Below are 24,093 nucleotides of genomic sequence, written 5' to 3'. Positions count from 1 at the left end.
ACCAGCACCAGGGCACCCACCATCCTTTGTTTGTACGCCTTATCCAGCAAAGCCATTTGCAGCCTCCTGCGTGGCACGCCGCTCCAACCACTCGAGCGCTTCGGCAACACAATAAAATGATCCGAACAACAGGATTTCGTCGTCAGTCGTGGCCCGTTCGCACTGCGCCTCAAGCGCTTGCTCCACGCTGGCATAAGCCGAAACAGCCGCCCCAAAACCCTGCAGCGCGGCCTCGACTTCAGCGCCCGGGCGCGTGCGCGGGGTATCCAGCGGCGCAACAGCCCAATGCGCGACCGAACCCGTCAGTTGTGACACTACGCCATCCAGGTCCTTGTCGGCCAGCAAACCGAACACCGCCAGGCGCTTGCCTGCCACCGGCCGCTGCGCCAGACGCCGCGCCAGATACTCGGCGGCATGGGGGTTGTGCCCTACATCCAGCAGTATATGCAAGGGCTTGCCCTTCCAGCTGAACTGGCGACGATCCAGGCGCCCCGTGATGCGAGTACCTGCCAGCGCCGCGACAATGCGCTCCGGCTGCCAGGGCAGACCGGTCAACCCGTAGGCCTGCACGGCCAGCGCCGCGTTTTCCATCGGCAGATCCAGCAGCGGAATATCGCGCAGCTCGATCAATTGCCCCTGGGCATCCTGACCACGCCAATGCCAGACCTGGTCAGCACTGGCCAGATCAAAGTCACGACCACGCAGAAACAGCGGGCAACCCAGCTCCTCGGCCTTGTCGAGCAATGTATGCGGCGGGTTCAGGTCGCCACACAGGGCCGGCTTGCCGGCACGGAAAATCCCGGCCTTTTCAAAGCCCACGGATTCGCGGGTGTTGCCCAGATACTCAATATGATCGACACCGATACTGGTCACCAGCGCCAGGTCGGCATCCACCAGATTGACCGCATCCAGGCGCCCGCCCAGGCCGACTTCCAGCACCACGGCATCCAGCTGGGCACGCTCGAACAACCAGAAGGCTGCCAGCGTACCCATTTCAAAATATGTAAGGGATGTCTCGCCGCGCCCTGCATCCAGGGCCGCAAAGGCCTCGCAAAGCAGCTCGTCCGAAACTTCAACACCCTCAATTTGTACGCGCTCGTTATAGCGCAGCAGGTGGGGCGAACTGTAAACCCCCACCTTGAACCCTTGCGCCTGCAGCAACGAAGCCACAAACGCACAGGTCGAGCCCTTGCCATTGGTACCCGTCACCGTCACCACCCGAGGCGCAGGCTTTTGCAGCCCCAAGCGGTTCGTTACCTCGCGTGCGCGATCCAGCCCCATATCGATGGCCGATGGATGCAACTGCTCAAGATAGGCGAGCCACTCGCCAAGGGTGCGCTGGGTCATAGGTTCGCAGGTGCCGGCGGAACAACGATGGTTTCAACAGGCGCGGCCACGAACACCGGAGTCGGCAAGCCCATCATTTGCGCCAGCAGGTTGCCCAGGCGCGGACGCAGCTCCTGACGTGCAACGATCAGGTCGATGGCGCCGTGCTCCAGCAGGAACTCGCTGCGCTGGAAACCTTCCGGCAGTTTTTCGCGAACGGTCTGCTCGATAACACGCGGACCGGCAAAACCGATCAGCGCCTTAGGCTCAGCCACGATCACGTCACCCAGCATCGCCAGGCTGGCCGAAACACCGCCGTATACCGGGTCGGTCAGTACCGAGATGAAAGGGATGCCTTCTTCACGCAGACGCGCCAGTACCGCCGAGGTCTTGGCCATTTGCATCAGGGAGATCAGGGCTTCCTGCATCCGCGCACCGCCCGAGGCTGCGAAGCAGATCATCGGGCAGCGGTGTTCAAGGGCGTAATTGGCCGCACGCACGAAGCGCTCGCCAACAATGGCACCCATAGAGCCACCCATGAAGGAGAACTCGAAGGCCGATACCACCACCGGCATGCCCAGCAAGGTACCGCTCATGGAGATCAGGGCGTCTTTTTCGCCGGTCTGCTTTTGCGCGCCGACCAGACGGTCCTTGTACTTCTTGCTGTCACGGAACTTGAGACGGTCAACCGGCTCCAGGTCTGCACCCAGTTCGGCACGGCCGTCGGCGTCCAGGAAGATATCAATGCGGGCGCGGGCGCCGATACGCATGTGGTGATTGCATTTCGGGCAAACGTCCAGGGTCTTTTCCAGCTCCGGACGATAAAGCACAGCGTCGCAGGACGGGCATTTGTGCCACAGGCCTTCAGGTACCGAGCTCTTTTTGACCTCGGAACGCATGATCGAAGGAATCAGCTTGTCTACCAACCAGTTGCTCATGCTTTCTTTCTCCAGTACCGGTGGCCAGAACAGTTCAGTTCAGGCCCCGTGTATGCCCTTGAGCTAAATTAATCAGGTGTGTGGCGATAATTGCCGGAACCGCGGTCCGCACTCGGCAAACCAGCAAAACCCTGCAACCCTCAGCCTTACCGACAGCACGCACCAGAGCGGCCGCCACTTAAATTTCTGCCCGTCTTCTCACCGGGCCCGCCTGCTTCGCAGAGCGGTATTGATGGACGGCGGCAGAGTGCCAGCCGTCACATCCGCTTCAGTTTGCCGTGCGCACTGCCCGCATAAAGGCACGAATCCTGTCGTGATCCTTGATGCCCTTGCTCTTTTCAACGCCGCCACTGACATCCACGGCGTAGGGCTGCACCCGGGCGATGGCGTCTGCAACGTTGTCGGGCGTCAGGCCGCCGGCCAGGATAATCGGCTTGTGCAAACCCTGAGGTATCAGAGACCAGTCAAATGCCTGACCAGTTCCACCCGGTACACCTTCAACATAGGCATCGAGCAAAATACCGCTGGCCCCTGCATAGGCCTTGCAGGCACCGGCGATGTCATCACCGGCCTTGACCCGCAACGCCTTGATATAAGGACGGTGATAGCCTTCGCACTGCTCCGGGGTTTCATCGCCATGAAACTGCAGCAGATCCAGCGGCACGGCATCCAGGGTTTCGTTCAGCTCACAGGCGCTGGCATTGACGAACAACCCCACCGAAGTCACGAAAGGCGGCAAGGCGGCAATAATGGCCCGCGCCTGCGCGGCCGTGACTGACCGCGGGCTCTTGGCGTAGAACACGAAGCCTATGGCGTCAGCCCCGGCCTCGACCGCAGCCAGTGCATCTTCTATGCGGGTAATACCGCAGATCTTGCTGCGAACAACGGACATCTCGATAACACCCCGAACGCGAAAGCCCCGGATGGTAACAAATGCTTATCCGGGCGTCAGCCGTCCAGGCCGCTAAAACCGGTCAAGAAATGTGGACCAATGTAACGTTCCGGCAACTGGAACTCGTCGCGGTATTCAACTTGCACCAGATACAGGCCGTAGGGATGGGCCGTCACACCGCCCGAGCGCCGCTCGCGGCTCTCCAGCACTTCCTTGATCCACTCCACCGGCCGCTCGCCCGTACCGATAGTCATCAGCACCCCGGCGATATTGCGCACCATATGGTGCAGAAAGGCACTGGCACGAATATCCAGCACAATCATGTTGCCGTGACGGCTCACGCGCAGATGGTGCATTTCCTTGATCGGGGATTTGGCCTGGCACTGTCCGGCGCGAAAGGCACTGAAATCATGCACGCCCAACAGGTGTCGAGCTGCCTCGGCCATACGCTCGACATCCAGCGGGCGGTGGTTCCAGGTGATTTCCTGATTCAGATGGGCCGGCCGGATCTGATCGTTGTAGATCACATAGCGGTAGCGCCGGGCGATGGCCTTGAAGCGGGCATGGAAGTGCGCGGGCATGACCTGGGCCCAGGTGACGCTGATGTCATGGGGCAAATTGATATTGGCGCCCATGACCCAGGCTTTCAGGGAGCGCTCGGCCCGGGTGTCAAAATGCACCACCTGCCCGCAGGCATGCACACCGGCATCCGTACGCCCGGCGCACATCAGGGAGACCGGTGAGGCGGCCACTTTGGACAGGGCGTTTTCCAGGGTTTCCTGAACGGTCAGCACACCATTGGCCTGGCGCTGCCAGCCGCTGTAGCGCGAACCTTTGTATTCCACCCCAAGGGCGATTCGGTAAAAACCTTCCGCGGCCATTTCAGCGGCCGGGTTATCTATATTTGCCAAGGACTTGCAGCCTGCTCATAAACGCAAAGGCGGCCATTATAGGGCGCACCCGGCAAGACGCCATGAAACATTTCACCGGAACGTCAGACAAACCAGGCTTCGTAGCAGCTGCCGAAGGACATTTCAACTGTGGGAGCGAGCCTGCTCGCGAAGGTCGTTCGCGAGCAGGCTCGCTCCCACAGGGAGGGTTGACCGGCAACAGAGTATCTAAAGGAGTTTCACTCAGGTCAGGCGTGCCATCATTTCCAGGGCTTCGGCCTGCTGCTGTGGATTACCCTCCTCCATGACCTCGGTCAGAATATCCCGCGCACCTTCGTCGTCACCCATATCGATATAGGCCTGGGCCAGATCGAGTTTGGTGGCCGTTTCATCGGCGCCAGAGAGGAAGTCGAATTCCGGCTCATCATCGGCAAAGGGCTGTTCCAGCGATGATTGCTCAAGGCTTTGCGACAGGCGATGCAACTCGGCATTGACCTTGTCGAGCTCAAGGGCAAAGCTGTCCGCCGCCACAGCGGGTGGAGCGCTTTCTTCAGCCAGGGACAGGTCAAAGTCCGCCGGCAGGTCCAGATCAAAGTCCGACGCCTCTTCGTGAGCTGCCTGAACCTGAGCCTGCTGTTCAAGCACCGCTTCGAAACTGTCTGCCGCCGGCTTGTCGAGCCCTGCAGGTTCTGGCGTCACCACCGCAGGGGAAGCCGCTTCCAGTTCATCAAGGCTCAGATCAAAATCGTGATCGAACGCTGCAGGTGCAGGTGCAGCAGGCTCCGGCTGCGGTTCGACCTCGCGATCGTCGCGCATCATGTCCTGGACAAATTGCGCTTGCAGCTGGGTGGCCACCGCTGCGGTAGCAATGCCGGCCGCTGCCGCCACCGCCATGCCAGGATAACGATTTTTGAGCTGCTCGACCTGAGCGTGATTCTTGCCATTGGCTACCAGTTGGCGCTCTTGAGCGATAAAAGCGTCACGATCACCCAGTTCGGCGTAAACCCGCATCAACTCAAGACGCAAATCACTGCGCTGGGGCTCCCGATCGATCGCAGCCTTGAGCAATACAACGGCCTCGCTCAACTGACGCTGCTCAATCAACCGCTCGGCCTGATCCAGCACATCAGCCGCAGGCTTGGCCAGGGTAACCGGCGCGACCACCGGAGCTACTGCCTCCACGACCGGTGCAGGTGCAGGTGCAGGTGCAGGTGCAGGTGCAGGTGCAGGTGCAGGTGCAGGTGCAGGTGCAGGATCGATACTGCGCGACGGCGTTTCAAGCCCCTCAAAACTGCTTTGCGGCAGATCCAGATCGGCTGCAAACCCGGACTCATTTTCAAGATCCCGAGCCATTCGCGCATGTTTTTGCGCTTCTTGCAGCGCCTTGCGCCGACGCACGAGCAACAACAGCAAGAGCAGCAACAAGACCGCCCCGCCGCCGACAAGCCCCAGTAATAGCGGGCTGTTCAGCAGGTCCTGAATGTTTCGCTCATGGCCTTGCGTCGCCCCGGTGTCTTCAGGACTTGGTGCCACTGCAGTGGCCGGCGCACCTTCGATTGCCGGCGCAATATCGGCTTCAGGCGCATCCGCGGCCTGCACGCCGGCCAACGCAACTGCCGGGTCGACAGGCGCACCTTTGCCGGCCTCCAGCCTGGCCAGTTGATCGTTCTTCAATTCAATCAAACGCTGCAGCTTGTCCAACTGGCTTTGCAGGTCTTTCATCCGGTCTTGCAGCTCGGCATTTTCACGACGGCTGCTGTCCAGACCTTCCTGAGTCATCGCCAGCTGGTCAGCCAGTTTTTTCGCATCCCCGGCAGCACCCTTGCCTGCCTGAGCGGAAACCAGACTCAAGGCATCCTGATGCACAGCCTTGGCGGCAGGCGCCGGCACAGGCTTGCGACCGGTTGCATCGAGTTGCTGGGCCAAGGGTACGGTGCGACGGCCACTGCGCCAGTCGGCATTTTGCGACGCCACTTCGTTGATGGCCCTGGCCTGGGGCAATTGCACACTTTGCGAGGCATCTGGCAGGCGCAGTACCTGGCCGGTTTTAAGCCGGTTGATATTGCCGTTGATAAACGCATCAGGGTTCAGGGCCTGAATTGCCAGCATGGTCTGCTGCACCGAGCCGCCGTTGCGCGCCTTGGCGGCGATCTCCCACAGTGTGTCACGGGACGTGGTGGTGTACTGCACGGGCGCGGCAGGCGCAGACGTTGATGCCGCCGACGCGGCCTGCGGCGAGAACCGGGCGGGATCGAGCAACACGCTGTAGTCGCGCATCAAGCGGCCGTTGGGCCACATCACCTGCACCAGGAAGTTCACAAAAGGTTCGGACAGCGGCTGGCTGGAGGTGACGCGCAATACGCTCTTGCCATCGGCGTTGATGATCGGGGTAAAGCGCAAATCATCCAGAAACGCCGGGCGCGGAACTCCTGCCTTGCTGAACTCCTGTTCGGGGGCAAGGCTTGGCACCACTTGCGCAGCAGTCAGGTCCTTGACATCGAGCAGCTCGATTTCTGCCAGCAGCGGCTGGTTCTGCGCCGACTTGAGCGTCAGCTCCCCAAGCTCAAGCGCCTGCGCCATACCGGATGACAGCGCCGAAGCGGCAGCGATTGCCAACACCAATTTGCGAACCTGAACCATAGCCTCTTCCTTATTGGTACAGGCCTCGTCCCACGAGACCTGTATAGCAGCCAAGTATCTTTTACAGTTGGTCTTTTATCAACAACTCAGCCAACTGCACGGCGTTCAATGCGCCACCCTTGCGTACGTTATCTGACGTCAGCCACAGATTAAGTTCAGATGTGTCGTCCACACCGTGACGCACTCGACCGACATACACCACATCCTGACCTACGGCATCGCCAACAGCAGTCGGGTAGTCACCGGCTTCCACCAGCTCGATACCCTCACCTGCCTCGAGGGCGGCATTGACTTCAACCAGATCCACCGGCCCGGCCAGTTGCAGGGACACGCTGAAGCTGTCGCCAAAAAATACCGGCACTTGCACACTGCTGGCCGATACCTTCAGCGTAGGCATAGCCAGAACTTCGCGCAGCTCATTGACCAAACGTTTTTCCAGCGGCACATGGCCCTGTGCGTCCGGCGTGCCGACCTGGGCCAGGACGTTGAAGGCCATCTGACGATCAAAGAAGCTGGTTTCCAGCGGATGCAGGTTCAGCAGCGCGGTGGTTTGGCGTGCCAGCTCCGAGACCGCTTCACGGCCTTGAGCGGAAACTGCCATGCAGGCCGTCACATTGACCCGCTGAATTTCCAGCACTCTTAGCAAAGGCGCCAGCACCACGGCCAGTGCGGTGGCCGAAGGACTCGGGCTGCTGACTTGCAGTGGTTTTTTCAAGGTTGCCAGCACCTGCGCGTTGGCTTCAGGTACCACCTGCGGCGCCTGTGCAGAAGGCAGCGCGCCGGACAGGTCGACCACCATGCTGCCGGCTGCACTGGCCTTGGCAGCAAAACTCAAGGTCACGGCAGGGCCTGCGGCAAAGAATGCCAGCTGTACGCTGCTGAAATCGAACGTGTCGACATCGCGCACCCTGACGTTTTTACCGCGAAAAGGCACCGAATGCCCGTCAGATTCACTGCTGGCCAGCAAGTGCAACTTGCCAACCGGAAAATCACGCTCTTCGAGCATTTGTACGATGGTTTCGCCGACAGTGCCGGTGGCGCCAACGACGGCGATATCAAAGGACTGGTTCATGTATCTACCTCAGGCGAAACGTGGGGAGCGGCACTGTACCGGGCACAACCCCGACAGGCAACGCGCCCGGCCGATTTGATGGATGATGACAATTCGTAGCAGCTGATCATCCAATAAAAAGCCCGCGCCTCTTGCGAGACGCGGGCTTGAACCTGCCAGAGGCGAATTAACGCTCCAGCAAAATCCGCAGCATGCGGCGCAGCGGTTCTGCCGCGCCCCACAGCAACTGGTCGCCCACGGTAAAGGCACCGAGGAACTGCGAACCCATGTTCAGCTTGCGCAGACGGCCAACCGGTACATTCAGGGTGCCGGTAACCTTGGTCGGGCTCAGTTCCTGGATGCTGGCTTCACGCTGGTTTGGCACCAGCTTGACCCAGGGGTTGTGCTGGCTGATCAAACCTTCGATATCGGCGATAGGCACATCTTTGTTCAGCTTGATGGTCAAGGCCTGGCTGTGGCAACGCATCGCACCGATACGTACGCAGATACCGTCCACCGGAACCGGGTTCTTGAAGCGACCCAGGATCTTGTTGGTTTCTGCCTGCGCTTTCCACTCTTCACGGCTTTGACCGTTCGGCAGCTCTTTGTCGATCCACGGGATCAGGCTGCCGGTCAATGGCACACCGAAGTTTTCGGTCGGGTAGGCATCGCTGCGCATGGCCTCGGCCACACGACGGTCGATATCCAGAATCGCGCTGGCCGGGTCGGCCAGTTGATCGGCGACCGCCGCATGGGTGGTGCCCATCTGCTTGATCAGCTCGCGCATGTTCTGCGCACCGGCGCCCGAGGCCGCCTGGTAGGTCATGGCGCTCATCCACTCCACCAGACCGGCTTCGAACAAACCGCCCAGACCCATCAGCATCAGGCTGACAGTGCAGTTGCCGCCGATATAGTTTTTGGTGCCGGCATCTAGCTGCTGGTCGATGACCTTGCGGTTGACCGGGTCCAGAATAATGACCGCATCATCCTGCATGCGCAGGGTCGACGCTGCATCGATCCAGTAACCTTGCCAGCCCGCCTCACGCAGCTTGGGGAACACCTCGCTGGTGTAGTCGCCGCCCTGGCAGGTCAGGATTACATCGAGGGTTTTCAGCTCTTCAATGTTGTAAGCATCCTTGAGCGGGGCAATATCCTTGCCCACGGACGGACCTTGTCCACCGACATTGGAAGTGGTGAAAAACACCGGTTCGATCAGATCGAAATCCTGCTCTTCCAGCATCCGCTGCATGAGCACGGAACCAACCATACCGCGCCAACCGACCAGACCTACACGTTTCATCGCAACTACACCTTTAACAAAAAGTGGGGTCGTTACTTCCACCAACAGGAAGTAACGGGCCCGAGAGATTACAGATTCTGCAGCGCCGCGACTACTGCATTGCCCATTTCCTGTGTTCCGACCCGGGTGCAACCCGTCGACCAGATATCACCGGTACGCAAACCCTGGTCCAGAACCAGGCTTACGGCCTGCTCGATGGCATCGGCAGCAGCGGTCTGGTTGAAGCTGTAACGCAGCATCATCGACACCGACAAAATGGTCGCCAGCGGGTTGGCAATGCCCTGCCCCGCGATGTCCGGCGCCGAACCGTGGCAAGGCTCGTACATGCCCTTGTTGTGGGTGTCCAGGGATGCCGATGGCAGCATGCCGATAGAGCCGGTGAGCATCGAAGCCTGGTCGGACAGGATGTCACCGAACATGTTTTCGGTGACGATCACGTCAAATTGCTTGGGTGCGCGCACCAGTTGCATGGCCGCGTTGTCGACGTACATATGGCTCAGCTCGACGTCCGGGTAGTCCTTGGCCACTTGCTCGACCACTTCACGCCACAGCTGGCTGGACGCCAGCACGTTGGCCTTGTCCACCGAGCAGAGCTTTTTGCCACGCACGCGGGCCATGTCGAAACCGACGCGGGCAATGCGGCGGATTTCGCTTTCGCTGTACGGCAGGGTGTCATAAGCCTGACGCTCACCGTTTTCCAGCTCGCGGGTGCCACGGGGGGCGCCGAAGTAGATACCACCGGTCAATTCGCGAACGATGAGGATATCCAGTCCGGAAACGATTTCCGGCTTGAGGCTCGATGCATCAGCCAGTTGCGGGTACAGGATTGCCGGGCGCAGGTTGCCGAACAGGCCCAGTTGCGCACGGATTTTCAGCAGGCCGCGCTCGGGGCGAATGTCGCGCTCGATCTTGTCCCATTTCGGGCCACCCACGGCGCCCAGCAAGACAGCGTCGGCCGCACGGGCGCGCTCAAGGGTCTCGTCGGCCAACGGTACGCCATGCTTGTCGATGGCTGCGCCGCCGATCAGGTCGTGGGTCAGCTCCAGGCCCAGGTTGAACTTGTCACTGGCCAGCTCCAGCACCTTGACCGCTTCGGCCATGATTTCCGGACCAATACCGTCGCCAGGGAGAATCAGAATCTGCTTGCTCATGGGTTCCTCTTTCTTGTCTGTTGATGCCCCCGCAGGCGCACCCGGAAATATTCAGGTTACTTCTCGGCCCACAGCACCAGCACATCGGTGCTGAACGAACCATCGGCTTCAATTTCAAAATAATCGCGTACTTCGGCGCCCATCGACTGCTGCAACTGGCGGATGGCCGCGCTCATGACCTGTGGCGTACGCATGCGCTCGATCCAGGAGCTGAACTCTAAACGCAAACGCTGACGCTGTGTGCTGCGCACGTGCAAACCGGCTTCACTGACCTGACGCAGCCATTCGGCGCTCGAATAATCGCGCACATGGCTGGTGTCGCGCAGCACTTCGACACTTTGCAGGTAGGTGTCGAACAACGGGCTGCCGGGTGAGATCACATCGATAAATGCCGCTACGCCACCCGGCTTGAGCACCCGGCGCACTTCGCGCAGGGCCACGCCCAGATCGCTCCAGTGATGGGCCGAGTAACGGCTGAGCACATAGTCGAATTCGCCATCGGCAAACGGCAAACGTTCTGCCGCGCCGCAAACGGTGCTGATATTGCCCAGCCCGCGATCGCTGGCGGCAGCACTGACCACATCCAGCATTTGTTGCGACAGGTCGTAGGCCACCACGTCCTTGACCAGTGCAGCCACATGAAAGCTTACATGGCCCGCGCCACACCCCAGGTCCAGCACCCGCGCCTGCTGTTTGTCAGCCAGCTCGGCCTTGAGCAGACCGAACTCGGTGCCTTGCGCATGCACGGCGCTGCTCAGATAGGCCGACGCCTGTTCGCCGAACTGCTTTTGTACTACCTGGGTGTGCTGGGCGGTACTGGTCATTAAAACTTCCTTTTAGCGTCAAGACTTGGGTTGTCCACACTGCCGTCATCGCGGGCAAGCCCGGCTCCCACATTTGAAATGCATTCCCCTGTGGGAGCCGGGCTTGCCCGCGATGAGGCCATTCAAGCGTCGCGAAACAACCACGGCTGGCTCGCACGGTGCTTGCTTTCAAACGCGGCAATTGCATCGCCGTCCTGCAAGGTCAGGCCGATATCGTCCAGGCCGTTGAGCAGGCAATGCTTGCGAAACGCATCGATTTCAAAGCCCAGCACCTTGCCATCCGGGCGGGTCACGGTTTGCGCCTCGAGGTCGATCTTGAGCTGGTAACCCGGCGCGGCTTCAACCTGGGCAAACAGCTCATCGACTTCGGCGTCGCTCAGGATGATCGGCAACAAACCGTTCTTGAAGCTGTTATTGAAGAAGATATCGGCGTAGCTCGGCGCGATGATGCTGCGAAAACCGTACTCTTCCAGCGCCCACGGCGCGTGCTCACGGCTGGAGCCGCAACCGAAGTTTTCCCGGGCCAGCAACACACTGGCGCCCTGGTAACGCTCGGCGTTAAGCACAAAATCCTTGTTCAGCGGGCGTTTGGAGTTGTCCTGGTAGGGCTGACCCACATCCAGATAACGCCACTCGTCAAACAGGTTAGGGCCAAAGCCGGTACGCTTGATCGACTTCAGGAATTGCTTGGGAATGATCTGGTCGGTATCGACGTTGGCACGATCCAAAGGCGCGACCAAACCGGTGTGCTGAGTAAAAGCCTTCATGCTGCGCTCCCCTGGATCAATTCACGGACATCAATAAAACGACCATTCACGGCGGCGGCAGCGGCCATGGCCGGGCTGACCAGGTGAGTACGGCCACCGGCGCCCTGACGGCCTTCAAAGTTGCGGTTGGAGGTCGAGGCACAATGCTCGCCCGACTCAAGGCGGTCCGGGTTCATCGCCAGGCACATCGAACAACCCGGCTCACGCCATTCAAAACCGGCCTCGATAAAGATCTTGTCCAGACCTTCAGCCTCGGCCTGGGCTTTAACCAGACCCGAGCCCGGCACCACAATCGCCTGTTTGATGGTGGACGCCACCTTGCGCCCCTTGGCAATTACTGCCGCAGCACGCAAGTCTTCGATCCGCGAGTTGGTGCACGAGCCGATAAATACGCGATCGAGCTGGATATCGGTGATCGCCTGGTTGGCGGTCAGGCCCATGTACTTCAATGCACGTTCGATCGAGCCACGCTTGACCAGGTCGGTTTCCTGTGCCGGATCCGGCACGTTCTGATCAACCGCCAGAACCATCTCGGGCGAAGTGCCCCAGCTGACTTGCGGCTTGATCTGCGTAGCGTCCAGTTCAACCACGGTGTCGAACTGCGCATCGCTGTCGGACACCAGGTCTTTCCAGGCTTCGACCGCCAGGTCCCATTCAGCGCCTTTAGGCGAAAACGGACGGCCCTTTACATAATCGACAGTTTTCTGATCGGCGGCCACCAGGCCTACACGGGCACCGGCTTCGATGGACATATTGCAGATGGTCATGCGGCCTTCGACGGACAAGTCACGAATCGCGCTGCCGGCGAATTCGATGGCATGACCATTGCCGCCCGCGGTGCCGATCTTGCCGATCACGGCCAGTACGATGTCCTTGGCGGTTACGCCGAACGGCAATTGCCCTTCGACCGACACCAGCATGTTCTTCATTTTTTTGGCGACAAGGCACTGGGTGGCGAGCACATGCTCGACCTCGGAAGTGCCGATACCGTGGGCCAATGCACCGAAGGCGCCGTGAGTCGAGGTGTGCGAGTCACCGCAAACCACGGTCATGCCCGGCAAGGTCGCGCCCTGCTCCGGGCCGATCACATGGACGATACCCTGACGCACGTCGTTCATCTTGAATTCGGTAATGCCGTATTCGTCACAGTTGTCATCCAGGGTTTGCACCTGCAGACGGGAAACCTGATCGGCAATCGCTTCGATCCCGCCTTTACGCTCCGGCGTGGTCGGTACGTTGTGGTCCGGGGTGGCGATGTTGGCATCGATACGCCAAGGCTTGCGCCCGGCCAGCCGCAGGCCTTCAAAGGCTTGCGGCGAGGTCACTTCGTGAATGATGTGACGGTCGATGTAGATCAGCGCCGAGCCATCGTCACGCTGCTTGACCAAATGCGAATCCCAGAGCTTGTCGTAGAGCGTTTTGCCGGCCATCAGACGGTTTCCTCATCAGCTACTTTTCTGTGCCAATAACCACTTGGCTTGTGAGGTCGATCCTATGGGGTTACAGTGAATAACTCAAATTCATAATTTTTATGCTTTGGATAACCAACAGGAATTCGAATAGATGGATCTCGCGAATCTCAATGCGTTTATTGCAATTGCTGAAACCGGCAGTTTTTCCGGGGCCGCCGAACGGCTGTTCCTGACCCAGCCAGCCATCAGCAAACGCATTGCCAGCATCGAGCAGCAACTCAAGCTCAGGCTGTTCGACCGGCTGGGCCGTGAGGTCAGCCTCACCGAAGCCGGCCGGGCCTTGCTGCCGCGCGCTTACCAGATCCTCAACGTACTGGATGACACGCGCCGGGCACTCAACAACCTCAATGGCGAAGTCAGCGGGCGCCTGACCCTGGCTACCAGCCATCATATCGGTCTGCACCGCCTGCCACCTTTACTGCGCGAGTTCACCCGCACTTACCCCAAGGTCGCGCTGGATATTCAGTTTCTCGATTCCGAAGTGGCCTACGACGAGATTCTGCATGGCCGCGCAGAACTGGCTGTGATCACCCTGGCGCCGGAGCCTCATTCACTGATTCGTGCCGTGCCGGTCTGGGATGACCCGCTGGATTTCGTGGTGGCCCCGGAGCACCGCCTGATCCGGCAAAAAGCCGTAAGCATGGCCGATATTGCACGCCATCCAGCGGTGTTTCCCGGCGGCAATACCTTTACCCATCATATTGTCCATCGCCTGTTTGAAGCCCAGGGCCTGACGCCCAACATCGCCATGAGCACCAATTACCTGGAGACCATCAAGATGATGGTGTCCATCGGCCTGGCCTGGAGCGTGTTGCCGCGCACCATGCTGGATGAGCAGGTGGCATCGATTGCCCTGCCCGGCATCCAGCTGACCCGCCAGCTGGGGTATATCCTGCATACCGAACGCACCTTGTCCAATGCGGCCCATGCCTTTATGACCCTGCTCGATGCCCAGGTAGATGCCCTGCCCGCACAAACGGACGACGCCCAAACCGTACACCGGTGAAATAATCCCGCGCATTTGGCCCGATAAAACAATAAGGACCCGCCATGCAAACTCCTGAAATTTTCATCCTCAGCGCCCGGCGCACGGCCATCGGCACCTTTGGCGGCTCGCTCAAGGACGTGCCCCTGGCCGAACTGGCCAGCACTGCGGTCAAGGCCGCGTTGCACAGCAGCCAGGTCGACCCCGGGCGCATCGGTCATGTGGTGATGGGCAACGTGATTCCCACCGAGCCCCAGGATGCCTATCTGGCGCGGGTTGCGGCGATCAATGCCGGGATCCCCAAGGAAACCCCGGCCTACAACGTCAACCGCCTGTGCGGTTCGGGCTTGCAGGCGATCATTTCTGCCGCCCATACCCTGATGCTCGGCGACGCCGAGTTCGCCATTGGCGCCGGGGCCGAAGCCATGAGCCGCGGCCCCTACCTGATGCCCGCCGCCCGCTGGGGTGCGCGCATGGGCGATACGCCAATGCTCGACTACATGCTGGGTATTTTGCACGACCCGTTCCACGGCATTCATATGGGTGTAACGGCCGAGAATATCGCCCAACGCAACAGCATCAGCCGCCAGGCCCAGGACGCTCTTGCGCTTGAAGACCAGCAACGCGCCGCCCGGGCTATCGAGCAAGGTTACTTCGACAGCCAGATCGCCACCGTCGAGGTACGCAGCCGCAAAGGCAGTGTGATGTTCAGCCAGGACGAGCACCCGCGGGCCACTACCCTGGAGCAGCTGGCGCTGATGAAACCGGCCTTCAAGAAAGACGGCAGCGTGACTGCAGGCAATGCATCGGGGCTCAATGATGGGGCGGCGGCGCTGGTGCTGGCCAGTGGCGCGGCAGTACAGGCGGGCAATCTTGCGCCTATGGCGCGGCTGGTGGCCTACGCCCATGCAGGGGTTGAGCCCGAGCTGATGGGGTTGGGGCCGATACCGGCAACGCGGCTGGCATTGAAGCGGGCTGGCTTGAAGATCGGTGACATGGACGTGATCGAAGCCAACATTGCCTTCGCCGCCCAGGCGTGTGCCGTGATGCAGGAACTGGATATGGACCCAGCCAGGGTCAACCCCAACGGTTCGGGCATCGCCCTGGGCCACCCGGTGGGGGCCACGGGCGCGATCATCGCGACCAAGGCCATCCATGAACTGCATCGGACACAGGGTCGTTATGCCCTGGCGACCATGTGCATTGGCGGCGGCCAGGGCATAGCGGTGATTTTCGAGCGGGTGTGAAACACGACCAAAACTCGTAGCAACTGCCGCCGAACGCAGCCTGATTCCTTCGGCAGCCGCTTCGAGCCCAACGGTTATTTACCGGCTGTCAACGTGGAGTAGCTGGTGATCAGGTTGCGATAGTCCGGGATATGGTTGGAGAACAGCGCGCCCAGGCCTTCAATGTCATTGCGCCAGTCGCGATGCAGCTCACAGGCCAGACCAAACCAGGTCATCAGTTGCGCACCCGAGGATGACATGCGATCCCAGGCCGAATGGCGGGTGATTTCGTTGAACGTACCCGACGCATCCGTCACCACAAACACCTCATAGCCTTCAGCCAGTGCCGACAGTGCCGGGAATGCCACGCAGACCTCAGTGACCACCCCTGCGATGATCAGTTGCTTTTTACCTGTTGCCTTGACCGCCTTGACAAAATCCTCGTTGTCCCAGGCATTGATCTGCCCCGGGCGGGCGATATAGGGCGCTTGCGGGAACAGCGCCTTCAACTCGGGCACCAGCGGGCCGTTGGGTCCGGTTTCGAAGCTGGTGGTGAAAATGGTCGGCAACTCGAAGTACTTGGCCAGATCAGCCAGCGCCAGCACGTTGTTCTTGAATTTGTCCGGTTCGATATCCCGCACCAGCGACAGCAAACCCGCCTGATGGTCCACCAACAAAACGGCGGCATTGTCCTTGTCCAAACGCTTGTAAGAAGTTGTCACAGGGTTTACCTCTCTGGGATAAGACAGAAAAGGCCAGGCCATGACCCTCATGGCCTGGCATTGCGCTTCGGTGCAGCATTGCTACGCGGGCATGCGGCCAAACTTGCCCGACTGGAAGTCCACAAACGCCTGATGGATTTCGGCGTCGGTGTTCATCACAAACGGCCCATGGCCCACGATCGGTTCGTCGATCGGCTCGCCGCTGAGGACCAGCAGCACGGCGTCGTTATTGGCTTCAAGGCGGATGCTCGAGCCATCACGCTCAAACAGCGCAAGCTGCCCTTCACGCACCACGTCCTGACCGTTGACCTCGACCGCCCCATGCAGCACCACCAGCGCAGTGTTGCGGCCCGGGTGCAGATCCAGCGTAGTCGACTTGCCCGCATTCAAGCGGATATCCCACACGTCGATCGGCGTAAAGGTATGGGCCGGGCCGCGTTTGCCATCGAACTCACCGGCAATCAGGCGCAAACGGCCGGCATCGTCCTTGAGCGCCAGGTCGGGGATGTCACGGTCGACGATGCCCTGATACCCCGGAGCGGCCATTTTGTCCTTTGCAGGCAGGTTGACCCATAGCTGCACCATCTCCAGCGGGCCGCCACTGCGGGCAAACGCCTCGGAATGGAACTCCTCGTGCAGGATGCCGGACGCTGCGGTCATCCACTGCACATCACCCGGACCGATCACCCCGCCGTTGCCGGTGGAGTCGCGGTGTTCCACTTCGCCCTTGTAGACGATGGTCACCGTTTCAAAACCACGGTGCGGGTGCTGGCCTACACCACGACGCTCTGTAGTGGGCGTGAACTCGGCTGGCCCGGCGTAATCCAGCAACAGAAACGGGCTGATGTGTTTGCCCATGCTGTCGTAGGAAAACATCGTGCGAACCGGAAAACCATCGCCGACCCAATGAGGGCGGGGGGCCTGATAAACACCAAGAATTTTTTTCATGTTGCACCTCCTGTAAATCATGGCAACAACTATAGATTCGTCGCACCCATAAGACTAGACAGGTTTTTTGGTACTGATCGTTCTATGGATGGAACAATTATTCCGCCCTGCATCAGCGGGTCAAGCCTGTAATGGCCGGAGCAAAACCAACTAAATCAGAAACTTGTTTCTGGTTTATCAATCGTGCTGCGTCTAATAACTATTCCTATTAACAAGAATGAAACTTCTTACTTCGGAGCCTAGGCACGCGATGCAACGACCCAACTTGAGCCGGACCCCTCTTTCGATCGCCACCCAACGCCGGACGGTACGCCACACCTTGCTGTCCAGTGCCCTGATGGCCTCGGTCATGCTGGGGGCATCCCTTGCCAGCGCGGCGCCGGTGGCCCTGAACATTCCGTCGCAAGCCCTGGCCAGCGCGCTGAATGAACTGGGCAAGCAGGCCAACCTGCAGATCCTCTACAGCCCGGATCAGGTGCAAGGCATCAAGTCGCGTCCAGTGAGCGGTTCGCTGGAGCCGGTCAAGGCACTGGAGTCCCTGCTGCAGGGCAGCGGCATCTCGTATCAGCTCAACGGCGACACGGTGATTTTGAGCGCCCCCCAAGGCAAAGGTCTGGAACTGGGTGCAACCACTGTCACAGGCCAGGGCCTGGGCGATTCGCTGACCACCGAAGACACCCATTCCTATACCACCGGCGCCAGCAACAGCTCGACCAAACTGCCGCTGTCGATTCGCGAAACCCCGCAGACCGTCACAGTAGTCACCCGCCAACTGATGGACGATCAAGCCGCACAGAGCATCGGCGATGTACTGCGCAACGCGCCGGGCATTTCCACCCAGGCCTACGACAGCGACCGCATGGAGTACTCGGCCCGCGGCTATGCCATCACCAACTTTCAGTACGACGGGGTCAACACCCTGTATGACGGCGTGTTCGATGAAGGTGCGACCAAGGTCGATATGGCCCTGTATGACCGCGTCGATATCGTCAAGGGCGCTACCGGCCTGTTGTCCGGCTCGGGCGAGCCGTCGGCCACGGTCAACCTGATTCGCAAAAAACCGACCCGCGACTTCAAGGCATCGGTCACTGCCAGCGCGGGCTCGTGGGACAACTATCGCACCGAAGGTGATATCTCCGGGCCGTTGAATGACGATGGCAGCGTGCGCGGGCGAATGGTGGCGGTTTACCAGGATGCCGACTCGTACCGCGACCACTACTCACGTAAAAATGACGTGTTCTACGGCATCATCCAGGCCGACCTCACCCCCGACACCCTGTTCACCTTCGGCATGGACTACCAGAATATCAAGCCTCGCGGCTCGTCCTGGACCGGCAACCCGTATTACTTCTCCAACTACACCAAAACCGACTTCAGCCGCTCGTTCAACCCGGCCACCGACTGGAGCCGCCGCGACGTCCAGATCCAGTCCACCTTCGCCTCCCTGGAGCACCGTTTCGCCAATGACTGGAAAGTCAAAGGCACCCTCACCCAGCAAACCAACGACCACGACACCCTGCTGGGTTCGGCCAGCGGCGGGATGCCTGATCCGGTCACGGGTGACGGCATGTTCTTCTACTGGGGCCAGTGGGAAGGCCATCGCGTCCAGAACACCTTCGATATCAATGCGACCGGCCCGTTTACCCTGTTTGGCCGCGAACATGAACTGGTAGTGGGCGCAACCTCCCAGACCTCCCGCCAGACCGGCGCGACCTTCGACGGCAGCGAATTCCGTGAGCTGTCGAGCAGCATTTTTGACTGGAACGGCAAATACCCGAGACCGGACTTCCCGAAAAACGGCAAATACGAAACCAACCAAAATCAAAACAGCGCCTATATCGCCGCACGCTTCAAGCCGGCAGACGACTGGTCGATTATCCTTGGCAGCCGTGTAAGTGATTTCCAGTACAACAGCACCTACAAGTACTACGAGCAGACCAGCACGTTCCAGGACAACAAGACCACGGCAAAACAGCACGGCGAGGTGACGCCCTACGCCGGGGTTGTCTACGACATCAACGACAACTACTCGGTGTACGGCAGCTACACCTCGATCTACAAACCTCTTACCGAGCAGAGCAGTTCCGGTGCCACCCTGGCCCCCACAGAAGGCAACAGCTACGAACTCGGTTTGAAGGGCGAGTACTTTGATGGCCGCTTGAATGCCAGTGCGGCCGTATTCCGGACCGAACAGAAAAATGTACCGATTCAGGTCGGCACCAACGCCAACACCAACCTGGGCATTTATGAATCCCTTGATGGTGCGACCACCAACGGCATCGAGCTGGAACTGGCCGGTGAACTGATGCCGGACTGGAACCTGATCGCCGGCTACACCTACGCCCGCACCCGCTCTGATGATGGCGAACGTGTCTACGGCTACCCGCTGGAAACCACCAAACCGGAAAACGTGGCGCGTCTGTTCACCACTTACCGCCTGCCGGGGGTGCTGAACAAAGTCACCGTGGGCGGTGGCGTGAACTGGCAAAGCCCGTTCTACGGCAAGATCTACAACGATGCCAAGGGCGACTACGACATCATCGAGCAGCATAGCTACGCGCTGGTCAACCTGATGACCCGCTACGAGTACAACGAACACCTGACGTTTAACCTCAACGCCAACAACGTGTTCGATAAAAAGTACCTGTCGGGGCTGGGTAACTTCAACACCACCTACTATGGCGAACCACGCAGCCTGATGCTGACGTCCAAGTACACCTTCTAAGTCAGCAGCGGCAACGAGCCTGCTCGCGAAGGCCAAGCGCATCGCGAGCAGACCGTATCAGGCACTCACGGCTTTTTTCAGCGCCACCGGTTGCAAGTCAAAACGCTCCGCCAGAAACGGCGTGACCTCCAGCGGCAGCGGCTCTTGCCGCACCAGTGCGTCGAGCATGACACCGGTGATCGCCGAAGTCAGGATGCCGGTACGGAAATGCCCGCAGGCATTCAAATACCCCTCAATCCCCTTCATGGGCCCCAGGATCGGCAGCTCATCGGGGGAGCCTGGCCGCAACCCGGCCCAGGTACGCTTCAGGTTGGCGTCCTTGAGTTCGGGAATACAGCGCATCGCTCCCTGTACCAGCCCGGTGATTTCAGGGAAGGTGGTGGTCACGTCGAAGCCTTTGTCTTCGGTAGTGCTGCCAATCAGGATTTCGCCGTTGTCCTTTTGCGCCAGGTAGCAATCACTGGTGGTCAGGCAGCCGTTCAGCAACTTGGGCATGCGCTCGGTCAATACAATCTGCCCCTTGACCGGGGCCACAGGGATACTCAAGTCAGTGGCCATCACGCTGAGTTCTGCCGCCCAGGCGCCAGCGGCATTAATCAGGGTTTTGCAGTGGAACGCGCCCTGGCTGTCGGTGCGCACGCCGGTCACCTTGCTGCCCTGACGCATGACCTCGATGACGTTGGTGTTGAAGTACAGATCGACTCCATTTTGCCGGGCCCCTTCGGTGTAGGCATCGGTCAACCGGAACGGGCTCACCTGGTGATCGCACAAAAACTCCAGCGCACCTTGCGCATCGTGGCTGACGCTCGGCTCCGCCTCGCGCAGGGCCGCCTGGTCGAGCCAGCGCACCTCATCGGCCAGATGCGGGATATTGGCGACAATATGCTCGGCATAGAGCCGGTCTTCATCGTCATAAATCACGTACTTGAGCCCGGTGCGCTCGAACTTGAAATCCATCCCGTGGTTTTCCAGCAGTTCCTTGTGCAAGCCGGGGTACAAGGCATTGGATTGCAGGGCAAAGTCGAAAAAACACGCTGGCAGGATATGCGGGGTACTGGCGTCGACAATCACGGCCGAACCCTGGGCTTCACGCTTGCGTTCGGCAGACATCATGCGAAAAAAAATCACCCCGCAGCCCAGCCCCACGGACTCGCCGATGGCCCACAGCCCGCCTGCCGACGCGCGGCTGGCATTGCCGGGGCGCTTGCAGTCGATCAGGGCTATTTTAAGATCCTTGCGCCGGGACAGGTGATACACACAGGAGGCGCCAATAACACCGCCACCGGCGATGACAACGTCATAGGTCTTGATCATGTCAGGCATCCTTGCTCGCGTTGATAAAAGCCGAAAACGGCACGGGTTCCAGCGGGAATCGCGGGCGCAACCAGCCCACATCCTTGCGCCCGGTGGCTTCACGCAGGCGGTCACTGCAATAACCGACACACATGCGGCCCTGGCAGTCGCCCATGCTGATGCGTGTGCGCATTTTAAGGCTGGCCATGTCCTGCACGCCCTGGCTGAGCGCAAGGTCGATATCGGCGCGGGTGACATGCTCGCAACGGCATACCACCGTGTCGGCCTGGGGCAGATCGATCTGGCGCGTACCGCGCCGGGTATAACGATCAATCCCGCCGCGAAAGCGCATGAGGGTGTTGAGCCTGGACAGGTACTCGCGGCGCTGTTCAAGCGCCTGCTTTGCACTCAGGACCCCACGCTGCTGCAAGATCGACAACGCGCCAATCCGCCCCGTGAGCATCGCTGCCTCGCCCCCGCGCATGCCCGTGACATCACCGGCCAGGTGGATTGACGCCTGACTGCTCTGCTGCCAGTTGTCGGCTTTAGCCGCCAGATAACCGTCGACGTTGTAAGCATGATCCAGACCCATCTGCTGGCTGAGCTGAGTGCGTGGAATAAAGCCATAACCCACCGCCAGGGTGCAGGCTTTCACCGCCTGCGCCTGGCTCATGTCGGCCTGCCAGGTGCTGGAATAGGGAGCCACGATCACTTCGCTCAGTTCCCCTTCGCCAAACGCCTGCACCACACCCCAGCCGTAATGCACGGCCACGCCATGGCGCTTGAGGTAAACCAGCATGCTCAGGCCGTCGAGGAACAACTGGGGCTGGTTGAGCAGCGCCAGGCTTTCCTTGGCAATGCGGCCAAACTCGCACGCTTCATACACCCCGGCCACTTCCACACCCGCTGCGTGCAACTGGCACGCCACCAGCATCAGCAAGGGCCCGGTGCCCGCAATCAGCGTCGGCCCACGGGGTTTGACAACACCACTTTTGATCTGCAGCTGCAGGCCACCCAGCATGATCACACCCGGGGTAGTCCAACCCGGGAACGGCACGCTGCGCTCATGGCAGCCAGCGGACAGCAGCAGTTGATCGAAGCCGATTTGCTGCAGTTGCTCATGCTCATCCAGCACTTGCAGGCTTTGCTGACCTTGCCCGCCGACAACGCGATGGTTGAGGCGTACATCCACTGAGTGGGCAATGACCGAAAATTCGCCGTGCAACTTGTGCAGCGCAGCCTTGTAGCGTTCTCCCAGATAGTCGAGTTCGACACCGTCGCGCAAAGGCCCGCGATAAACTACACCACCCAGCCGCGAGGCTTCTTCGAACAACGTGCTTTGCACGCCATGCTGCGCCAGTTCTATTGCCGCCGACATCCCTGCCGGTCCGCCACCGACAATCACCGTACGGGCGCTCATAGCACCAGCTCCTGGCTGGCGACGCGGTTGATCCCGGTCTCGACCTGCATACCGGGCTTTACCACGGTCTGGCAGGCGCGACGCTTGTGCCTGCCATCAATATTCACCAGGCAGCAGTAGCACACGCCCATGCCGCAATAAGCGCCCGTCATCCGCCCGTGGTCGTTGCGCGACAGTTGCCGCACACCCACTGAGTTCAACACGCTAAGCACGGTTTCACCTTGAGCGGCATTGACTGGCTGGCCATTGACCAGAATGGACATGTCGGCCTGCCTCAAGGGTTGAATATCGTACTGTCGCTTCAAGTCATCCATGTCTGTCATCCTTTTTATGTGGTGTTGCCCGGTCAATCACTGGCACCGGGTACCAGGGCCGACGACCTTAGCCTGCTCCTGAAAACAAACATTGATGCGTGCCAATAAACGTCACGTTTCATGTGTTTTCCAGCCATTACCCTTACACTGCAAGCCCCTTGCACACTGGCGCGCTTATGGACCTCGACCTGGCCCGTACCTTCCTTGAAATTGTCCGCTACGGCAGCCTGGTGGGTGCGGCCGAAAAGCTGCACGTTACCCAGACAGCCGTGACCGCACGGGTACACAAGCTCGAAAGCCTGCTCGGCGTCACCCTGTTTACCCGCAACCGCGCCGGCGCAAAACTCACCCCCGAAGGCGAGGCCTTTGTGGTGTACGCCAACCAGTTGCTGCACACCTGGGAAGCCGCACGGCGCGATCTGCCGCGCCCCGAAGGCTTGCATCAGTTGCTGCATATCGGCGGGGAAGTCAGCCTGTGCAACCCGCTGATCCTCAACTGGGCCAAAGCCCTGCGTCAGCACCTCACCACCCATGCCTTGCGCATACAAATCAGCGATGCCGAACAATTACTGCGTCAGATCGAGATGGGCCTGCTGGATGCTGCACTGGTCTATCAGCCCGCCTACTGGCCCGGTGTGCAAGTGGAGCAGTTGCTGGAGGAAAAACTGATCCAGATCCGTCGCCCCGAACAACCTGAACCTTATGTATACGTCGAATGGGGTGAGGGTTTTCGCCGCCAGCATGACGCCGCCCTGCCCGACAGGGCGCGAGCGGCCATCAGCTTCAACCTGGGCCCGGTGGCCTTGCATTACATCCTCGACAACGGCGGCAGCGGCTACTTCCGCACCCGTGTGGTCGAGCGCTATCTGGACAGCGGTGCCCTGGAACGGGTGCCCAAGGCCCCGGAGTTCAGCTACCCCACCTACCTGGTGTACTCCCGCGAGCGTGACTGCGCAGCCTTGCAACAGGGCATCGCGCTGCTGCGCGAAATCGTCAGGCAGGACAGCGACTGGTCACAGCCCCGGGAGCCGGAAATTTAAGTCGCCAGGCGCCGGATGAAAGCTTTCAGCTTTGTGCCAGATCCCTTAGTCTGCGAGCGTTGAATCACCCATAAAAACAATACAGGTGGCACATGACCGACCTAACCCGGGCCAACGAAAGCTGGCTGACATCGCCGACCCATCAACAGTGGCTGCGCGATCAGGGCCA

The 24,093-nt window shown here is 60.1% G+C and carries 20 protein-coding genes; 4 read left to right on the top strand and 16 right to left on the bottom strand.

Features of this window, described 5'->3' with window-relative positions:
* Nucleotides 1-39 precede the first annotated feature (39 nt).
* The 11 genes from folC to leuC form a co-directional block, all read right to left on the bottom strand.
* Nucleotides 40-1,347 (bottom strand): bifunctional tetrahydrofolate synthase/dihydrofolate synthase, encoded by a 1,308-nt coding sequence (gene folC, locus GHN92_RS22110; protein ID WP_095039388.1) that lies wholly within the window; start codon nucleotides 1,345-1,347, stop codon nucleotides 40-42.
* Complete coding sequence (gene accD, locus GHN92_RS22105; protein WP_095002440.1) at nucleotides 1,344-2,264, bottom strand: acetyl-CoA carboxylase, carboxyltransferase subunit beta; 921 nt, start codon at nucleotides 2,262-2,264, stop codon at nucleotides 1,344-1,346. Before accD ends, folC begins: the two co-directional genes overlap by 4 nt.
* A gap of 268 nt (nucleotides 2,265-2,532) precedes the next feature.
* A complete protein-coding gene (locus GHN92_RS22100; protein ID WP_095021363.1) occupies nucleotides 2,533-3,156 on the bottom strand; it encodes a phosphoribosylanthranilate isomerase in 624 nt (207 codons plus the stop codon).
* 56 nt (nucleotides 3,157-3,212) lie between these two features.
* Nucleotides 3,213-4,037, bottom strand: coding sequence for a tRNA pseudouridine(38-40) synthase TruA (gene truA, locus GHN92_RS22095; protein WP_153328577.1), 825 nt, complete (start codon nucleotides 4,035-4,037; stop codon nucleotides 3,213-3,215).
* Nucleotides 4,038-4,289: 252 nt separating this feature from the next.
* A complete protein-coding gene (locus GHN92_RS22090) occupies nucleotides 4,290-6,686 on the bottom strand; it encodes a FimV/HubP family polar landmark protein (protein ID WP_153381124.1) in 2,397 nt (798 codons plus the stop codon).
* A gap of 61 nt (nucleotides 6,687-6,747) precedes the next feature.
* Nucleotides 6,748-7,758, bottom strand: a complete 1,011-nt coding sequence (locus GHN92_RS22085; RefSeq protein ID WP_095018882.1) for an aspartate-semialdehyde dehydrogenase — start codon at nucleotides 7,756-7,758, stop codon at nucleotides 6,748-6,750.
* A 166-nt stretch (nucleotides 7,759-7,924) separates the two neighbouring features.
* Nucleotides 7,925-9,037, bottom strand: a complete 1,113-nt coding sequence (asd, locus tag GHN92_RS22080; RefSeq protein WP_153381122.1) for an aspartate-semialdehyde dehydrogenase — start codon at nucleotides 9,035-9,037, stop codon at nucleotides 7,925-7,927.
* A 68-nt stretch (nucleotides 9,038-9,105) separates the two neighbouring features.
* Nucleotides 9,106-10,188 carry a 3-isopropylmalate dehydrogenase gene (gene leuB / locus GHN92_RS22075; RefSeq protein WP_095002434.1) on the bottom strand — a complete coding sequence of 361 codons (1,083 nt, stop codon included), beginning with the start codon at nucleotides 10,186-10,188 and terminating at the stop codon, nucleotides 9,106-9,108.
* 56 nt (nucleotides 10,189-10,244) lie between these two features.
* Nucleotides 10,245-11,012, bottom strand: a complete 768-nt coding sequence (locus tag GHN92_RS22070) for a class I SAM-dependent methyltransferase (RefSeq protein ID WP_153381119.1) — start codon at nucleotides 11,010-11,012, stop codon at nucleotides 10,245-10,247.
* 122 nt (nucleotides 11,013-11,134) lie between these two features.
* The gene (gene leuD, locus GHN92_RS22065; protein WP_095024499.1) at nucleotides 11,135-11,779 is read right to left on the bottom strand and encodes a 3-isopropylmalate dehydratase small subunit; all 645 of its coding nucleotides are present in this window, start codon (nucleotides 11,777-11,779) and stop codon (nucleotides 11,135-11,137) included.
* Nucleotides 11,776-13,209 carry a 3-isopropylmalate dehydratase large subunit gene (gene leuC / locus GHN92_RS22060; protein WP_095021360.1) on the bottom strand — a complete coding sequence of 478 codons (1,434 nt, stop codon included), beginning with the start codon at nucleotides 13,207-13,209 and terminating at the stop codon, nucleotides 11,776-11,778. Before leuC ends, leuD begins: the two co-directional genes overlap by 4 nt.
* Nucleotides 13,210-13,342: 133 nt before the next feature.
* Between leuC and GHN92_RS22055 the strand changes: the two genes are divergently transcribed.
* The gene (locus GHN92_RS22055; protein ID WP_153381117.1) at nucleotides 13,343-14,257 is read left to right on the top strand and encodes a LysR family transcriptional regulator; all 915 of its coding nucleotides are present in this window, start codon (nucleotides 13,343-13,345) and stop codon (nucleotides 14,255-14,257) included.
* Nucleotides 14,258-14,301: 44 nt separating this feature from the next.
* A complete protein-coding gene (locus GHN92_RS22050; RefSeq protein WP_095002429.1) occupies nucleotides 14,302-15,483 on the top strand; it encodes an acetyl-CoA C-acyltransferase family protein in 1,182 nt (393 codons plus the stop codon).
* A 74-nt stretch (nucleotides 15,484-15,557) separates the two neighbouring features.
* On the opposite strand, the gene ycaC is transcribed toward GHN92_RS22050, so the two are convergent.
* Both ycaC and GHN92_RS22040 read right to left on the bottom strand, forming a co-directional pair.
* Nucleotides 15,558-16,184, bottom strand: coding sequence for an isochorismate family cysteine hydrolase YcaC (ycaC, locus tag GHN92_RS22045; RefSeq protein WP_178102674.1), 627 nt, complete (start codon nucleotides 16,182-16,184; stop codon nucleotides 15,558-15,560).
* Nucleotides 16,185-16,265: 81 nt separating this feature from the next.
* Nucleotides 16,266-17,132 carry a pirin family protein gene (locus GHN92_RS22040; RefSeq protein WP_095025095.1) on the bottom strand — a complete coding sequence of 289 codons (867 nt, stop codon included), beginning with the start codon at nucleotides 17,130-17,132 and terminating at the stop codon, nucleotides 16,266-16,268.
* Between the two features lie 250 nt (nucleotides 17,133-17,382).
* On the opposite strand from GHN92_RS22040, the gene GHN92_RS22035 reads away from it, so the two are divergent.
* Nucleotides 17,383-19,857 (top strand): TonB-dependent siderophore receptor, encoded by a 2,475-nt coding sequence (locus GHN92_RS22035; protein WP_095024497.1) that lies wholly within the window; start codon nucleotides 17,383-17,385, stop codon nucleotides 19,855-19,857.
* Between the two features lie 57 nt (nucleotides 19,858-19,914).
* On the opposite strand, the gene hcnC is transcribed toward GHN92_RS22035, so the two are convergent.
* The 3 genes from hcnC to hcnA are packed head-to-tail and all read right to left on the bottom strand — an operon-like array spanning nucleotide 19,915 to nucleotide 22,884.
* The gene (gene hcnC, locus GHN92_RS22030) at nucleotides 19,915-21,171 is read right to left on the bottom strand and encodes a cyanide-forming glycine dehydrogenase subunit HcnC (RefSeq protein ID WP_153381114.1); all 1,257 of its coding nucleotides are present in this window, start codon (nucleotides 21,169-21,171) and stop codon (nucleotides 19,915-19,917) included.
* A gap of 1 nt (nucleotide 21,172) precedes the next feature.
* The gene (hcnB, locus tag GHN92_RS22025; protein ID WP_095002426.1) at nucleotides 21,173-22,570 is read right to left on the bottom strand and encodes a cyanide-forming glycine dehydrogenase subunit HcnB; all 1,398 of its coding nucleotides are present in this window, start codon (nucleotides 22,568-22,570) and stop codon (nucleotides 21,173-21,175) included.
* The gene (gene hcnA / locus GHN92_RS22020) at nucleotides 22,567-22,884 is read right to left on the bottom strand and encodes a cyanide-forming glycine dehydrogenase subunit HcnA (RefSeq protein WP_095002425.1); all 318 of its coding nucleotides are present in this window, start codon (nucleotides 22,882-22,884) and stop codon (nucleotides 22,567-22,569) included. Before hcnA ends, hcnB begins: the two co-directional genes overlap by 4 nt.
* A gap of 176 nt (nucleotides 22,885-23,060) precedes the next feature.
* Between hcnA and GHN92_RS22015 the strand changes: the two genes are divergently transcribed.
* Nucleotides 23,061-23,924 (top strand): LysR family transcriptional regulator, encoded by an 864-nt coding sequence (locus tag GHN92_RS22015; RefSeq protein WP_095002424.1) that lies wholly within the window; start codon nucleotides 23,061-23,063, stop codon nucleotides 23,922-23,924.
* Nucleotides 23,925-24,093: the final 169 nt, after the last annotated feature.

The organism is Pseudomonas sp. FSL R10-2964 (genome assembly GCF_009600035.1).
Lineage (GTDB): Bacteria > Pseudomonadota > Gammaproteobacteria > Pseudomonadales > Pseudomonadaceae > Aquipseudomonas > Aquipseudomonas bubulae.
The sequence above is the reverse complement of the archived record's forward strand: the minus strand, read 5'-3'. Positions and strand labels throughout refer to the sequence as shown.